Source organism: Lishizhenia sp. (genome assembly GCF_033720595.1).
Taxonomy (GTDB): Bacteria; Bacteroidota; Bacteroidia; order Flavobacteriales_D; family Crocinitomicaceae; genus Lishizhenia.
Genome location: NZ_JAWWCF010000052.1, coordinates 1 through 16,519 on the forward strand (window position 1 = coordinate 1; position 16,519 = coordinate 16,519).

Here is a 16,519-nt window from a genome sequence, read left to right on the forward strand (position 1 = left end):
AATATATCAACACCTCTACACAACGTATGAGTGCAATGGTGAATGGTTTAATGGAACACAGTAAACTAGGACACCATAGTAAGCTTGGAGAAGTTGATTTAAACAAAGTAGTAGAAGATGTTAAAATGGACTTAAGTTTTTCTATTCAACAAACTTTTACCCAGTTTCAATCTGAAAAACTTCCTGTAATTAAAGGATACCCTGTTGAATTACACCTATTATTTCAGAACATCTTTTCAAATGCGATAAAATTTAGATCTAAAGAAAGGATTCCCAATATTTCTATTTCCTACACAGAAAATGACAACTACTACATCGTAGAAATTAAAGACAATGGTATTGGAGTGAACCCAAAGTATAAAGAGAAGGTTTTTGCCATGTTCCAACGTTTACATGGACAAGAGGAGTACAAGGGAACAGGAATAGGATTGGCACATTGTAAGAAAATAGCAGAACTCCACAGAGGTACCATTGATATTAATGGAGAGGTGAACCAAGGTACAACCATCTCCTTCTGCATCAATAAGTTCTTATAATTCCAAAACCTACATAAGGTTAATCACATATTGGATATAAATTCAATCCTCTTTTTGAAAATCCCTCCTTCTTTTACATGAAAAGGGAATCATAACCGCTTTCTATTTTCATTCAAAGCACCATCTCAATCCTTTAAAAACAAAAAGGCCATCCTTTCGGACAGCCTTTTAAAATCAGTTATGTGAATTGCTTACATGTTTCTTCTGTACTGACCACCTACCTCAAATAAGGCTTCTGTAATCTGTCCTAAAGAAGCGTGTTTACAAACTTCCATCAATTGTTCGAAGATATTTTCATTAGAGATGGCTGCATTTTGGATTCTTGCAATTCCTTCTTCTATCTTTTCTTCTTTTACATTGTGCAATGCAGACAACATATCAATTTGGTAGTCTTTCTCTTCTTTCGTTGCTCTAATTACCTCTTTTGGCAATACAGTTGGCGAACCTTTAGAAGATAAGAAAGTATTTACCCCAATGATAGGGAACTCACCTGTGTGCTTCAATGTTTCGTAGTACAAGCTTTCTTCTTGAATTTTTGAACGTTGGTACATTGTTTCCATCGCTCCTAATACACCACCTCTTTCAGTGATTCTATCAAATTCAGTCAATACTGCTTCTTCTACTAAGTCTGTTAACTCTTCAATGATGAATGAACCTTGTAATGGGTTTTCATTCTTCGCTAATCCTAACTCACGGTTAATGATTAACTGAATAGCCATTGCTCTACGCACTGATTCTTCAGTTGGCGTTGTAATCGCCTCATCGTAAGCATTGGTATGTAATGAGTTACAGTTATCGTAAATCGCGTACAATGCTTGTAGCGTAGTACGGATATCGTTAAAGTCTATCTCTTGTGCGTGTAACGAACGTCCAGAAGTTTGGATGTGGTATTTCAACATCTGTGCTCTTGGGTTAGCTCCGTATTTCTTCGCCAAGGCTTTGGCCCAAATTCTACGTGCTACTCTACCAATTACCGCGTATTCAGGATCAATACCATTCGAGAAGAAGAACGATAAGTTCGGTCCGAAAGCATTGATGTCCATCCCTCTACTTAAGTAGTATTCTACATACGTAAATCCATTCGCTAAAGTAAAGGCCAACTGCGTAATTGGGTTAGCTCCTGCTTCTGCAATGTGGTAACCAGAAATAGATACTGAATAGAAGTTTCTCACTCCTTTATCAATAAAGTACTGCTGAACATCTCCCATTAAACGCAAGGCAAATTCTGTAGAGAAAATACACGTGTTCTGTGCTTGATCTTCTTTCAAGATATCTGCTTGAACTGTACCCCTTACTTTCGTTAAAGTCTCTGCTTTGATTTTTGCGTAAACGTCAGCTGGCAATACTTGATCTCCAGTAACACCTAACAACATCAATCCTAAACCGTCGTTTCCTTCTGGTAAGTCTCCTTGGTAAGTTGGACGTTGATCCTCTTTTCCTTTGTAGATCGCTTTGATTTTAGCTTCAACCTCAGCTTCCAAACCATTTTCTTTGATGTATTTCTCACATTGCTGATCAATAGCAGCATTCATGAAGAAACCTAACAACATAGGCGCAGGCCCGTTGATTGTCATAGAAACAGATGTTTTAGGATCCGCTAAATCAAAACCTGAGTATAATTTCTTCGCATCATCTAAACAACAAATAGAAACTCCGGCGTTACCAATTTTACCGTAAATATCCGGACGAATAGCTGGATCATTACCATATAAAGTAACAGAGTCAAATGCCGTAGACAAACGTTTTGCTGGCATCCCCAAACTTACGTAGTGGAAACGTTTATTTGTACGCTCCGGTCCACCTTCTCCGGCGAACATACGTGTTGGATCTTCTCCTTCACGTTTGAAGGGGAATAAACCTGCAGTGTAAGGGAATTCTCCGGGTACATTTTCTTGTAATGACCATTTCAAAATATCTCCCCAAGATCTAAATTTCGGTAAAGCTACTTTTGGAATTTGAGAGTGAGAAAGTGACTCTGTGTGTGTCTCTATGCTCAATTCTCTATCTCTTACCTTAAATTTAAATACTGGCTCTGTGTATTTTTTCACCTTATCTCCCCACGTCTGCAACGCTTCCCAATTGTGTGGATCTAAGTTCAATTTTTCTTTTTCGAAAGACTCTTGCAATCCTTTGATCAATCTGTCTTTGTCCTCAATATCAGACTCAGAAATTGTATCAATAGAACGTTGGATACTGTATAATCTATCCGCAGTTTCCACTTGTTGCTCTACCCACTTATCGTAAGCTCTGTTGTTCTCAGAAATCTCTGATAGGTAACGTGTACGCTCTGGTGGAATTACAAAGATCTTCTCAGACATCTCTTTCGTAATCTCGAAAGTAGACTCTAATTTAAATCCTGCCTTCTCTTTCAATGTATCCATTAACACTGTATAAAGTGTATTCATTCCAGGATCGTTGAACTGAGAAGCGATGGTTCCATGTACTGGCATGCTATCTACATCTGCATCCCATAATTGGTGGTTACGTTGGTATTGCTTACGTACATCACGCAAAGCATCCAAAGCACCACGCTTGTCAAATTTGTTCAATGCAATTACATCGGCGAAATCTAACATATCAATTTTCTCTAACTGTGTAGCTGCACCGTATTCTGGTGTCATTACGTAAAGAGAAACATCAGAGTGATCTAAAATTTCTGTATCCGACTGACCAATACCAGAAGTTTCCAAAATAATTAAATCGTATTCTGCTGCCTTCACAACTTGAATCGCCTCTGCTACGTGCTTAGATAACGCCAAGTTAGACTGACGTGTTGCCAAAGAACGCATGTAAACTCTTGGGTTTTTAATAGAGTTCATACGAATTCTATCTCCCAATAAAGCTCCTCCTGTTTTACGCTTAGATGGATCAACAGAAATTACAGCGATGTTTTTCTCTGGGAAGTCAATTAAAAATCTTCTTACCAACTCATCTACCAATGAAGATTTACCAGCTCCACCAGTACCTGTAATACCTAATACGGGTGTTTCTAACTTATCTGCCATGGCATGTACTTCCTCTAAAATTTCTTTAGATTCTTCTGGGAAGTTTTCAGCTGCAGAGATTACACGTGCAATGCTGTGCGCATCTTTTGAGGTAATTTTTGCTAAAGCACCGTTTACTTGATCACCTACAGGGAAATCACTTTTCTGAATCAAATCATTGATCATTCCTTGTAAACCAAGTTCACGCCCATCATCTGGGTGGTATATTCTTGTAATACCGTAGGCTTGTAATTCTTCTATTTCTGAAGGAAGAATGGTTCCTCCACCTCCACCAAAGATCTTGATGTGTGGTGCACCTTTCTCTTGCAAAAGGTCGTACATGTACTTAAAGTATTCTGTATGTCCCCCTTGGTAAGAAGTCATAGCAATTGCTTGTGCATCTTCTTGGATAGCACAATCAACTACTTCTTCCACACTTCTATCGTGACCTAAATGAATCACCTCACAACCTGTAGATTGGATGATTCTTCTCATTATATTGATGGCTGCATCATGACCGTCGAACAAAGACGCTGCTGTAACTATACGTACTTTGTTTTGCGGTTTATAAGGAGCTATTTTTTCCATAGTTTGTATCGTTATTGGTGTGGCAAATATAGGGTTTTAAAGCCATTTTGTAAAGACCTGCTTGCGTAAAGCGCATTACCTTACTAACAGATAATTAACAACGGTAAAAAGTATTTGTTTTCACATCTAAAATCTTCACTTTTGTGAGGTGGAAAAATTAAAAGGATCTCTATATGTTGCACTAGCAGCCGCCAGCTATGGTGTTTTGGCCAGTATTGTAAAGTATGCCAACCTGCAAGGTGTTCATATTAGCTTACTTACGGGAGGACAGTTTTTCTTTGGCCTACTCATCTTGGGAGTACTTCAGATTCGTGAGAAAAAAAGACCAAATATCCACGATAGAAAAAGCATGTTATTGTACGGACTCTCTTTTGGTGGGACCAGTATTTTCTATTATTTATCTCTACTTTACATCCCCGTATCCTTTGCCATTATACTTTTAATGCAAGCCATTTGGATGGGGGTTGTTTTAGAAATTATACAAACAAAAAAAGTTCAAATCAAAAAAGTATTGGGTGCAGCATTAGCAATACTAGGAACCCTTTTCGCTGCTGACATCTTTAATGTTAATACGCGCATACATCCACAAGGAATACTCTTTGGACTGTTGGCTGCCATGAGTTACACCTGTAATATGTATGCCTCAAACAGAGTTGCTACAAATACGGGAAACTTAACCCGAAGTTTTTACTTTATTTTAGGGGGTAGTATTGCAGTTAGTGCTTATTGGAATCTAGACCTCCTTCAACATTTTGAGTGGAAGCATTTTTTATACTGGGGAATCCCTCTTGCACTATTTGGAACCATCATACCTCCTATTCTTTTTACCATAGGTATGCCTAAAATCGGAACAGGATTGGGCGGAATTGTTTCCTCTTTTGAGATACCTGTTTCCTTGGCCTGTGCTTATTATCTGTTAGATGAAAGTCTAAATACCTTCCAATGGGTGGGAGTACTCATCATCCTGATTTCCATAGTCTTGATAAATTTAAACAAAAAAGGGAGAACAAATTAAGCTTTCACGTGTTGTAAAAAGAAAACAACAGCGTGAAAAATTACTTGATAATAGGAGCATCTTCTGGAATAGGGAAAAACATTGCAGAACAACTGGCAAAAGAGCATCAAATTTTCGGAACGTACAGAAATACAGCTGTAGATATTGCCCATAACATTCATTACCATTATTTAGATGTAATGAGTGAGGAGAAAGACTTGAGTTTTCTCCCTGAGCAATTGGATGGTTTGGTGTATTGCCCTGGAAGTATCAACCTAAAACCGTTCAAGCGCTTTAACACGCAAGACTTCATGGATGATTTCAAACTGCAAGTAGCCGGAGCTGTTGATATTATTCAGAAGTGTTTACCACGCCTACAAAAATCAGAGCAAGCGAGTATTATACTTTTTTCAAGTGTTGCCGCACAAACTGGTTTCAATTTTCACGCACAAGTTTCTACCTCGAAAGGAGCTATTGAAGGTTTGGCAAAAGCCTTAGCCGCTGAATTGGCTCCCAAAGTTCGCGTAAATGTAATTGCTCCTTCCCTCACGCATACACCTTTGGCAGCATCCATGCTCAACTCTGACAAGAAGATAGAAGCCAATGCGGAACGACACCCGCTTAAATCAATTGGAAAAAGTGAAGACATCGCACATTTGGCAACTTTTCTGTTAAGTGACAAAGCCAAATGGATTACAGGTCAAGTACACCGCGTAGATGGTGGAATTTCAACGTTGAGGTAAATGAATTTAAGTGAAAGAAGTATAGATAGAATTATAGAAATGGCTTGGGAAGATAGAACTCCTTTCGAAGCTATAGAGTATCAATTTGGGCTCCCCGAAAAAGAAGTAATTCAACTCATGCGTACAGAATTAAAAGAAAAAAGTTTTAAACGCTGGAGACGCAGAGCTCAACAAAGAGGACGCCTGAAACATAGGGCTTTGAGAAGTGACGATGTACAGCGCTTTAAATGTTCTAGACAACGATCCATCAGTCAAAATAAGATTACTTAAAATCCAAACCTAAAGTTCAGACGTAGGTATTGAAAACCTTTCAATAACAAGACGTCGCATGCTACTTGAAGTAAATAAAGCTTTACTCATCTGGTGCTTTCTGGTACTCGGAAGTTTCTCTCTTGTCATCATACTATACACTTGGCACCTGGAAGCTCAAGAGATTACTTCTCCCAGTTCTCTTGACTATATAGTTTATAGCTTATACGACATACTGAGTTTTCCCCTTCCTGATTTTTACAGAGAATTGATTCAAAAAAATAAGCTTCCCCCTTCAGTAAATATCTATTTTCTATCCTTTATACTCAACAATATCCTCTATGCTTTTGTAACCGAACGCATTGCAAAAGTTATACAGCTATTAAAAGATAAAATCTGACGGTTTATCGATGATATTAACAAATTCACAATAGAATTAACCAATTATACCGATAAAAAATTAAAAGCTGCCGTTTAAATATTATACGCTCATAAGAAACAACTATTCCGGTATCGGTGCGTATTTTTGTCACAGTCCTAAATCATACAAGAATGAAAAAAATTGTAAAACAAACTAAAAAACCTTTCAACAAAACCTTTTTACTAGTCACCTTTCTGGTTATTTCAGGATTAATATTCTTTAGTTTTTTACAAGCTTGGAATGTAGAAGCACAGTTGAACAATGTAAGCGCAATTTCACTTTTCTTTGCGGAGAGTTATGATTTATTGCGCTACCCTTTGCACGCGCTGTTAAATCCATTTATTGATTTAACACAGGGAAGTGGTGTATTCTTGTATTTTCTTTTCTTAATCTTAAATGCAGCGTTATATGCCGTTGTAATTGAGCGCACGTACAATCTTATGCTCATTAAGAGAAGAAGATAACAGAATCTTTTTTGGGAATTTAAACCGAAGTTTTTAAGCTTCGGTTTTTTCTTTCGTATTAATCCCTTCCCTTAAAAAAAGATGGAACAAGTATCCAATCTTTTAACTTAATAAGGGTATAGAAATTAATTCTTTTCTCTATAAACCAAAGTAAATACTAAAATTGACATAGGAACAAATGTTGAAAATGCCATTAATGCACCATTCAATCCTGAATTACCTGAAGGCCTGTCTAAATAAAATAACGTTGAAACAGTACCAATCGTCAACATAATTAGAACTAAAAGAACAATAAGAATCGTTCCTGTCTTTCTTTTTTCTTGATTTTCCATAATTTTAATTTAGGTATTCACCTAAATTAAAAAAAACGCCAAGACTTTCATCCTGGCGCTTACTAATTCTTTTATCCTTTGGGTTTAATCTATAACAGTACCGTATAAATCATAGTGATCTGCAGAATTGATTTTCACCTTCGCGAAATCTCCAATTCGTACATAAGCATCCGCTTTCTTCACCAATACTTCATTGTCTACCTCTGGTGAATCGAACTCCGTTCTACCGATGAAGTAATCTCCTTCAGCCCTATCAAACAATACTTTAAATTCTTGTCCAATTTTCTTCTGGTTCAACTCGTAAGAAATACCACTTTGTAATTCCATGATCGCATCTGCTCTTTCACGCTTCACTTGATCTGGAACATCATCTGTAAAGTTAAATGCGTGTGTATTTTCTTCGTGCGAATAAGTAAAGATTCCTAATCTATCAAATCTTGTTTTCTCTACCCAGTCGTACATTTCTTGGAAATCAGCTTCTGTTTCTCCTGGATAACCAGAAATCAAGGTTGTTCTCAAAGCAATATCCGGAACTTTGTTTCTGATTTTATCTACTAATTCTTCTGTCTTTTCACGTGTAATCCCTCTACGCATCGCTTTCAACATGTTCGTTGAACCGTGCTGCAATGGCATATCTAGGTAATTACAAACGTTACTTCTATTGTTCATTACATCCAATACATCCATTGGGAAACCAGATGGGAAAGCGTAGTGCATTCTAATCCACTCTATTCCTTCAACATCAGATAAACGATCTACCAACTCTGCCAAGTTTCTTTTCTTGTACAAGTCCAACCCGTAATACGTCAAATCCTGTGCAATCAACATCAATTCTTTCACTCCTTGCGAAGCCAAAGATTTTGCATTGCTCACCAACTGCTCTATAGGCGTTGAAACGTGTTTTCCACGCATCAATGGAATGGCACAGAAAGAACAAGGTCTATCACATCCTTCTGCAATTTTAAAGTAAGAGAAGTGAGAAGGTGTTGTTAACAAACGCTCTCCTACCAACTCGTGCTTGTAATCGGCTTTTAATGTTTTTAGTAAACGCGGTAATTCACGTGTACCAAAAAACGCATCAACTTCTGGAATTTCCTCTGTTAATTCATCTCTGTAACGTTCAGACAAACACCCTGTCACGTAAACTTTGTCTACTTGACCTTCTTTTTTGGCATCTGCATAACGCAAAATAGTATCAATAGATTCCTGCTTTGCATTATCAATAAATCCACAAGTGTTAATAATTACGATTTCTGAATCATCCTGCTTTGCCTCGTGCTCTACCTCAAACTTGTTAGCTTTCAGTTGGGCCATCATCACTTCAGAATCGAAAATATTTTTAGAACATCCCAAGGTAACAACATTTACCTTATTCTTTTTGAGCGTCTTCGTTTTCATGCCGCAAAGATAGGTCATTATTTATGAATGCAAAGCATACTCTAGCTTACATTCTTTAAGTTTCCTTGGATTCTTGGCAAATCCACCCGAGGTGGCCGGGTCAACGCTATTAGTACGCCCTCGCTTTACCTTAAAATACAGCAAGCAAAACGGCTTCTTGGGTCGCCCTTTTTCTTTTTGTATTTTTTACGTTACGCGCGCCCTAGCTAGCCGCTTATCCCCCTATTTGAGCAAGAGTAAAGAGGATTTAAAAACTCCAACCTAAGGCAAGTCCCGGCCAGGGGAAAATTCTTGCGATATCCAAGGTTTCAAAATTGTTCATACGCAAAGTACTTGATTGAACATTTCCCTGTGCTAAACCAATCATTGCATTGATTCTTGCACTTAGGAACAAACCTCCGTTTCTCGGTTGGTAACGGTAACCAATATTCGGAGTAACATACCAATCCATTCCCATTGAGTAAATATCTGCTCCATCACTCAACATGATAGAACTTCCAATTCCTGTTGTAAAATGATGGTTTTCCTTCCCGTATATCCAATTCCAATTGAGTCCAAAACCATAATAGGTTCCATTACCGAATTCTGCAATTTTAGGCATGTAAACAAGATTTGCACCGGCGGTCTGATAACCATTATAACTATCCTTCATTTTTTGTTCGTAATGTAGGCTCCCATATACGAATCCTTGCCCGAAAGCCTCTCCGTATATAGTGTGAACTCTTCCTACTTCCTGTGCGTTAAGGCTTAAAGCTAAACTCATAATAGCGAGGGCAACTGCAATATATTTTTTCATGATTTAAGTATTTATAGGTTAAAACATTTAAAAAATGGCTTTGTTACACAACGCTCTAATTTTAACATTTAACAAAGGCTACATAAGCAACAGTTTTTCACAAAAAGAAAGAGGCTACTCTTTCGAATAGCCTCTTTGGATATTTTTATTTAAGCGCTGCTTAAGCCTCCATGTGTTGACCTAAAGCGTTGTCGTAAATATCTTTTGCTTCTTGAACAAATCCGTAGTGCTCATCATCAATTACCATTTTTCCTTTAGTTACGTGTCCTAAAAGTGTGTAGTTGATTCCTGAGTTCATCATAAATTCGATGAATGCATCTTCGTTGTCTTCGTTTACTGTAACCACTACTCTAGAAGCAGCTTCACCGAATAAGAATGCATCTTCTCTCACTTCACTATCTGTAACGATATCGAATCCTAACTCATTTGGCATAGCCATTTCAGTCAAGGCGATAAACAATCCACCGTCAGCAACGTCGTGTGCTGCGTTAATCATTTGGTTTTGGATCAATCCTTTTACAGTTTCTTGTAATTGGAATTCTTTCTCGATATCAAAGTGAGGAGCTGGAGAAGCTTTCACACCGTGGTAAGAAGCCAAGTACTCAGAAGAAGCAATATCTTCTGGAGTTTCACCCAAGATAAAGATCAAATCACCTTTTTGTTTAAAGTCAAGGCTCATTACTTTGCTCTTATCGTGTACCAAACCAATCATACCGATAGTTGGTGTTGGGAAAACAGGCTCTTCTTTACCGTCTAATACTGTCTGGTTGTAGAAAGAAACGTTACCACCTGTTACCGGTGTTTTGAATTTCTCACATGCTTCAGACATACCTTTGATGGCTCCAACAAACTGCCAGTAAGATTCTGGGTTGTATGGGTTACCAAAGTTCAAACAGTTTGTAATTGCTGAAGGCTCACCTCCAGAACAAACGATGTTACGCGCTGCCTCAGAAACTGCAATTGCAGTACCTACGTGTGGATCAGCGTGTACGTATCTTGAATTACAATCAACTGTCATTGCCAATGCTTTATCAGAACCTTTAATGTTCACAATACCTGCATCTGCCGGACGGTTAGTTGTCATTGTTTTTGTACCTACCATAGAATCGTATTGTTCGTAAACCCAACGCTTACTTGCAATGTTAGGATTCTTTAATAAGTGTACAGCAACTTCTTTTAAATCTTCTGGTTGTTTAACGTCATTGATGTTAAACTTCTTGTATTCTTGGTAGTAAGCTGGCTCAGAGTATTCTCTGATGTAAACCGGTGCTCCACCTCCTAATACTAATGACTCTGCTGGTACATCTGCTACCAACTCATCATTCATATAATAATTAATTCTTCCACCTTCAGTAACTACACCGATTTGCTCTGCGTGTAAATCCCACTTGTCGAAGATATCTTTTACTACTTGCTCTTGTCCTTTCTGAACCACAACTAACATACGTTCTTGAGATTCTGATAAAAGGATTTCGTAAGGCAACATGTTTTCCTGACGTGTTGGTACCTTATCTAACCAGATATCCATACCTACGTTATCTCCAGCTGCAGACATTTCACAAGAAGAACAAGTAATACCTGCTGCTCCCATATCCTGCATACCAACGATAGCGTCAGTTTCTGCCAATTCCATTGTAGCTTCTAATAACAATTTCTCTTGGAAAGGGTCACCCACCTGTACAGATGGTAAATCGTCTGCTGACTCCTCAGTAATATCTTTCGATGCGAACGCTGCTCCAGCAATACCATCTTTACCTGTAGAAGAACCTACGATGTAAACTGGGTTACCTGGTCCTGCAGAAGTTGCAGAAATTACTTTAGAAGGATCCATGATACCTGCAGAGAATGCATTTACCAATGGGTTTTGGTTGTACGACTCATCGAAGAATACTTCTCCACCAACGATAGGAATACCGAAAGAGTTACCGTAGTCACCAATACCTTTAACCACACCTTTTACTAACCATTTTGTTCTATCTTCTTCGATAGATCCAAAACGTAAAGAGTTCAATTGCGCTACCGGACGTGCACCCATTGTAAAGATATCACGGTTGATACCTCCAACACCTGTTGCAGCACCTTGGTAAGGCTCCAATGCACTCGGGTGGTTATGTGATTCAATTTTAAATACACAACCTAATCCATCACCTAAATCAACTAAACCAGCGTTTTCTTCACCAGCTTTCACCAACATGTGCGGACCATCCTTCGGTAATTGCTTTAACCAGTGTATAGAGTTTTTGTATGAACAGTGTTCACTCCACATTACTGAATAAATACTTGTTTCTGTGAAATTTGGGGTTCTTCCCAAAATTTCTTTAATCATATCAAATTCTTCTGGACGAAGTCCGAGCTCTACAGCTTGCTCTACTGTAGCTTCTTGATTTATTGTGCTTTCCATAGAAGTGTTATAAAATCTTTTGCAAAGATAATTATTCTTTGGGTTGTATCCATAAAATTATCAAGAGATATTCACAAAGTAGTATGGAGACATACATTTATAGGTGTGAGGGATTAAAAATTCAAGGATTCAAAAAATTCAAACATTCAACTATTCAAGGACTCAACAATTTAAGGATTCAACAATTCAGGGTGGGATAAATTAAGCACTCCTGTTGGTACATTATAATTGATGATTTAAACACGAAATTTGTCCCCTGCCGCTGATAGGAAGGGCACCCACATCCCCAAGTAGCTTGTGGAGAGGAGTAAACTGGATAGCAGGATAAGGTAGCATTGTGTGAATTCAAGGATTCAATAAATCAACAATTCAATTTCTAAAGGATTTATCTCACAACTCTCCCTCGAGAACCCTAGATTAAGGTTTAATTGATTTGAGGGATTTAAAGAAATTTTGGAGGGAGGGAATTGATAGATGCTTTCCTTAACTAATTTTGAGGTTGCGATGATTGCTTATACGAAAAAAAGTCTCCCAAATTATTGAGAGACTTTGTGATTTAGGTAGTTGCGTTGGGCGTATTAATTGGATTTAAGAATACTAATACTCTTGTCTCCGAACACGTTGTTTTGTCCGTAAGGAGAACCTGTTCCATCCCATTTCTCCCACTTCTTCAACTCTATATATTGTGGGTTTTTAGAAATTTGTTCTGCCTCCAATTGAATCGCTTCTGCTTTAAACCTTGCAGATACTACTAAGGCCGAGTCACCACGTGCCTTTTCAATTTTCGCATTGGCCAAGTACTCCTCTTCTTTTTCCTTTTCTTTAGCCGTAAGGTTTTTCTGCTTTTGCGTTTCCTTCACTGTAATTTGCTGTGCAATATTGTCTGGTAAGTTTACATCTGCTATTTCCACGTAGTGCAACTCAATAAAGTTTCCTTCGAAATCCTTTTTCAAGATTTCCTCCATCTCATTCTCCAATACCTCACGCTTCGAAGAATACACCTGCTCATAGGTATATCTACCAATTACATCTTTTATCGCACCTTTTGCTTTGTCATCAATGAAGCTCACATATCCAGGACCATGCTTTAAGTGTAAGTTAGGTGAATGTCCTTTCTGTGCAGAATAGTTCACTGCCACATCCACTTTCACCTCTGTACCGTTCAAGTCCATTACCTCTTGGTTGTAAGATTTAGATAACTGACGAACGTTGTAGGTGATCATTTCGTTCCAAGGCGCAATAAACCTTGTTCCTTCCGTATAGGTCACATTTGTATCTACACCTGTTGTGTAGGGCTTATACACGAAACCTTCTTCACCTGGTTCTACATCCTGCCAAGAATTAAAAAATATGATTACTGCCACAAAGGCCAGCACACCTAATCCGATGTATTTCACTAAATTTTTACTCTCCATAATTGTCTTTTCTGTTTTGTTTTTTTACGAAATCAATAGTTAAATAAATGATGGCCATATTTGCCAACAGCACGAATACTTTAATCATAGGTGGAGTCTTAAATAACCACCTAATACTAACATAGGCTGAACCTGCAATGATTAATGCTGCTAAGGCAATTCTGAACCGCTGTTTTGCTTTTGTATTCATGCTAATTATTTTAGCACAATATACAAATAATTTTGAATTACTTAAGTGTTAGGTCAATAGTTTTAGCAAAAGAAATTTAAACAACCTTATTAATCACTGAAAGACAGAGACTTAACACCAAGCGCAAATGCTAAATTTATTAGAGCTCGTTAGTTCTTGGTGTAATTTTGTACACGCAACGTTTTCCTTCACTTAAAATATGCTTTGTTCTCTCTACGTTATAAGCTTTTCCCAGTAATTGCTTAAAATTATTCAATTCTGCTGAACAAAAGCCTTGACATTCTTTCGCTGCACTGCATATTGGACAATGGTTTTCGGTCAAATAAAAAGCTCCTTCCTTCTCTTCCCAATTTGCCATGTACCCTTCTTGGGTTCTTAGTTGACACAATAAAGCAAGCTTCTCCTCAATTTCTTCTTTCGAATCTAGCTTCTCGGCATAGCGCTCGTAATTCTCCTTTTCCCGTTTCTGAATGAGTTGATCCAGGGCATCTTCTCCCAATAACTCCCTTACTGATTGTAACAATTCAACAGTTATTTGGGCATGTGCATCAGGAAACTCGGCCTCTCCCTTTTCTGTTAACCTGTAGTATTGTTTAGGCCTCCCTACTCCAGCACTATTTCTAAAGCCTTCTATCCAGCCTCCATTTTCTATTTTCAATAAATGCTGTCGAGCTCCTTCTTTGGTTATTTTCAAGATAAGCGCCAATTCTGCTGCTGTTAATGCATCGCGCTTTTTGATTTGTTCGAGTACCTTATATAGAAGACTGTTTTTTTCCACTTTATCTCTGTTCTTAGCTTATTCCTTTTGGCGAACCATTGGTTTCATGTAAAGTTAGTATTAAGGATGGAGCTGACATAATGATGCGGGCTTTAAAATTGTCACACGAATGATAAAGCCCTTAATAAAACAAATAAAAACTTGTTTTATTATTCTTCCACACTACTTTTGCCTCAAGTAAAATCACAAAAACAAAGAAATATGAAATATACATTACCCGCATTACCATATGCACACGACGCTTTAACTCCACATATCGACGAAGAAACAATGAAAATCCACCATGGGAAACACCACAATGGATATGTAACAAAATTGAATGCTGCCTTGGAAGCTACTCCAGCACAGCACGACAATCTAGAAGACATTTTACGCAATATTAGTAAGTACAGTACAGCCATAAGAAATAACGGAGGTGGTCATTATAACCACAGTTTATTCTGGGAAATTCTTTCACCAACACCTCAAAACTTACCAACTGGAGCATTAGCAGATGCTATTACACGTAAATTTGGAAGTTTCGAGAATTTCCAAGAGCAATTCAACAATGCTGGAGCTACTCAATTTGGTTCTGGATGGGCTTGGTTGATTGTTAAATACAATGGTGAATTAGAAGTTACTTCAACGGCAAACCAAGACAATCCATTAATGGACACCAATCCTATAAGTCAAGGTTACCCTATCGTTGGAATTGATGTATGGGAGCACGCTTATTACTTAAACTATCAAAACAGAAGACCTGATTATTTAAATGCCTTCTGGTCTGTATTAGACTGGGCTGTGGTTGAAAAGAAATACAAAGAAGCATTGGAGAAAATTAAATAATTAACAACAGATATACAGGGAAGTGTAACCATGCACTTCCCTTTTTTTTAGGGTAAGTCAATTTTGATTGATCTTGCTTATTGAATAACAGTCTTATTGTAAAAGCAAAGGAATTTAAAGCCGCACTGAACAAGCTCGAACTTGAAATGTTTAAAGACAAGGATGTTGCTGTACAGGTTGACCAAGATTTAAGCTTACCTTCTTGGATCTTTATGCGCATTTCTTCCTATTTTTTAAAGGCGGCCAATGAGCTTTCTTTTGGAGAGATGGAAAACTTAAAGCTTCAAGGTTGGTTAAAGCAATTGGAAAAGACTAATTTTGCACACCTGAAAGACGAATGAATTGTGATTGTAGTACGCCCAGGGATACCACCAGAGGTATATGCTAAAATCACCCAAGTTCTTTTACCCCTCGTTAAAACCTTGATGTACGGTGCAGTAGGGTTAGCAAAAGTAATATGGAAAAGGAAATGAAAGTACTAATATTTAATGGAGCTATAGAGCCAGTTGTTCAATCTACATCTGCAAAGATCAGTAGTCTTTTAAAGAACAAATTTGATGCTTTAGCATGTGAAACTGAGGTATTCAACATCACAGATTCTAACATTCCTCTTTTCGAATTGGAACCTGAAACTTTACCTGCTCCAGTAGTAGCGATGAACAAACAGTTTAGAGCTGCAGACATCCATATTTGGATTACACCTTTGTACCACGGCGGTATGACAGGTGCCATGAAAAATTGCTTGGATTGGTTGGAATACGGAAAAACTGAAAATCAAATTTACCTGGAAGGAAAGGTAATTGGATTTGCTTGTTGGGCCGGTGGTGTACAAGCTATCAATGGTATTAATGCCATGGATACGGTTGCCAAAGCTTTACGTGCTTGGACGGCGCCTTTGAGTGTACCGATGCAATATGCGGATTTGTATACTTCTGAAGGTGGAATTAATCCACATTACCAAGAAAGATTGGAGTTATTGGCAGAGGTGGTTGCACAGACAAAGCTTGGGTAGAACCAATTCAGGGATTCAAACATTCAAGGATTCAACAATTCAAAGATTTGATGATTTGAGGGATTTGTCTCTCGGCTCCGCTCGAGAACCTGTTATCGTTTGTTTGCTCGGATTATAGGGATTATTTAAACAATTCAACCTTCTAGGTATCTAGCTCTCTAGCTTCTCAATTGATTTGATGATTTCAGAAGAGTGTGGTTGAACCACAAAGTACTCAATGGATTGTTCAAGATACTTTGAGTTATATTTAATGATTTAAACCTCAACCTGAGGTTGACTATTTAAAGATTTAATTATTTAAAATTTATGTTTTTCTGCCCCTGATAGGAAGGACACCCCGCAGCGTGGAGGGATATATTTTTATGCGCGCTCACAGGCGCCTAAAAGAAGCCT

At 37.9% G+C, this 16,519-nt stretch carries 16 protein-coding genes; 8 read left to right on the forward strand and 8 right to left on the reverse strand.

The annotated features are described in order from the left end of the window. A partial coding sequence (locus R3333_RS05480; protein ID WP_318957783.1) for a sensor histidine kinase occupies positions 1–536 on the forward strand: 536 nt, incomplete at its 5' end. Between the two features lie 191 nt (positions 537–727). On the opposite strand, the gene R3333_RS05485 is transcribed toward R3333_RS05480, so the two are convergent. Then, positions 728–4,108: a methylmalonyl-CoA mutase family protein gene (locus tag R3333_RS05485; protein ID WP_318957784.1), complete on the reverse strand. Its 3,381-nt coding sequence runs from the start codon at positions 4,106–4,108 to the stop codon at positions 728–730. A 148-nt stretch (positions 4,109–4,256) separates the two neighbouring features. On the opposite strand from R3333_RS05485, the gene R3333_RS05490 reads away from it, so the two are divergent. From R3333_RS05490 to R3333_RS05505, 4 genes are all read left to right on the forward strand, one after another. Then, entirely contained in the window at positions 4,257–5,123 is an 867-nt protein-coding gene (locus R3333_RS05490; RefSeq protein ID WP_318957785.1) for a DMT family transporter, read from the forward strand. Positions 5,124–5,155: 32 nt separating this feature from the next. After that, the gene (locus tag R3333_RS05495) at positions 5,156–5,845 is read left to right on the forward strand and encodes an SDR family oxidoreductase (RefSeq protein ID WP_318957786.1); all 690 of its coding nucleotides are present in this window, start codon (positions 5,156–5,158) and stop codon (positions 5,843–5,845) included. Beyond that, positions 5,846–6,115, forward strand: coding sequence for a TIGR03643 family protein (locus R3333_RS05500; RefSeq protein ID WP_318957787.1), 270 nt, complete (start codon positions 5,846–5,848; stop codon positions 6,113–6,115). Between the two features lie 531 nt (positions 6,116–6,646). Then, positions 6,647–6,979, forward strand: coding sequence for a hypothetical protein (locus tag R3333_RS05505; RefSeq protein ID WP_318957788.1), 333 nt, complete (start codon positions 6,647–6,649; stop codon positions 6,977–6,979). A gap of 125 nt (positions 6,980–7,104) precedes the next feature. Here R3333_RS05505 and R3333_RS05510 read toward each other — a convergent pair whose 3' ends face one another. The 7 genes from R3333_RS05510 to R3333_RS05540 form a co-directional block, all read right to left on the reverse strand. Further along, entirely contained in the window at positions 7,105–7,311 is a 207-nt protein-coding gene (locus R3333_RS05510; protein WP_318957789.1) for a hypothetical protein, read from the reverse strand. A gap of 84 nt (positions 7,312–7,395) precedes the next feature. Then, entirely contained in the window at positions 7,396–8,709 is a 1,314-nt protein-coding gene (gene rimO / locus R3333_RS05515) for a 30S ribosomal protein S12 methylthiotransferase RimO (protein ID WP_318957790.1), read from the reverse strand. 247 nt (positions 8,710–8,956) lie between these two features. Then, positions 8,957–9,505, reverse strand: a complete 549-nt coding sequence (locus R3333_RS05520; RefSeq protein ID WP_318957791.1) for a hypothetical protein — start codon at positions 9,503–9,505, stop codon at positions 8,957–8,959. A 160-nt stretch (positions 9,506–9,665) separates the two neighbouring features. Beyond that, positions 9,666–11,906, reverse strand: a complete 2,241-nt coding sequence (gene purL, locus R3333_RS05525) for a phosphoribosylformylglycinamidine synthase subunit PurL (RefSeq protein WP_318957792.1) — start codon at positions 11,904–11,906, stop codon at positions 9,666–9,668. Positions 11,907–12,484: 578 nt separating this feature from the next. After that, positions 12,485–13,321 carry an SPFH domain-containing protein gene (locus R3333_RS05530; protein WP_318957793.1) on the reverse strand — a complete coding sequence of 279 codons (837 nt, stop codon included), beginning with the start codon at positions 13,319–13,321 and terminating at the stop codon, positions 12,485–12,487. Continuing rightward, positions 13,311–13,511, reverse strand: coding sequence for a hypothetical protein (locus tag R3333_RS05535; RefSeq protein ID WP_318957794.1), 201 nt, complete (start codon positions 13,509–13,511; stop codon positions 13,311–13,313). The genes R3333_RS05530 and R3333_RS05535 overlap by 11 nt, the downstream gene beginning before the upstream one ends. 139 nt (positions 13,512–13,650) lie before the next feature. Then, complete coding sequence (locus R3333_RS05540; protein WP_318957795.1) at positions 13,651–14,289, reverse strand: metalloregulator ArsR/SmtB family transcription factor; 639 nt, start codon at positions 14,287–14,289, stop codon at positions 13,651–13,653. A gap of 201 nt (positions 14,290–14,490) precedes the next feature. Here R3333_RS05540 and R3333_RS05545 point away from each other — a divergent pair, with 201 nt between their 5' ends. The 3 genes from R3333_RS05545 (at position 14,491) to R3333_RS05555 (ending at position 16,126) form a co-directional block, all read left to right on the forward strand. Continuing rightward, a complete protein-coding gene (locus R3333_RS05545) occupies positions 14,491–15,114 on the forward strand; it encodes a superoxide dismutase (protein ID WP_318957796.1) in 624 nt (207 codons plus the stop codon). A gap of 80 nt (positions 15,115–15,194) precedes the next feature. Further along, complete coding sequence (locus tag R3333_RS05550) at positions 15,195–15,455, forward strand: DUF2480 family protein (protein WP_318957797.1); 261 nt, start codon at positions 15,195–15,197, stop codon at positions 15,453–15,455. Between the two features lie 128 nt (positions 15,456–15,583). After that, a complete protein-coding gene (locus R3333_RS05555) occupies positions 15,584–16,126 on the forward strand; it encodes an NADPH-dependent FMN reductase (protein ID WP_318957798.1) in 543 nt (180 codons plus the stop codon). The last annotated feature ends 393 nt before the right edge of the window (positions 16,127–16,519 follow it).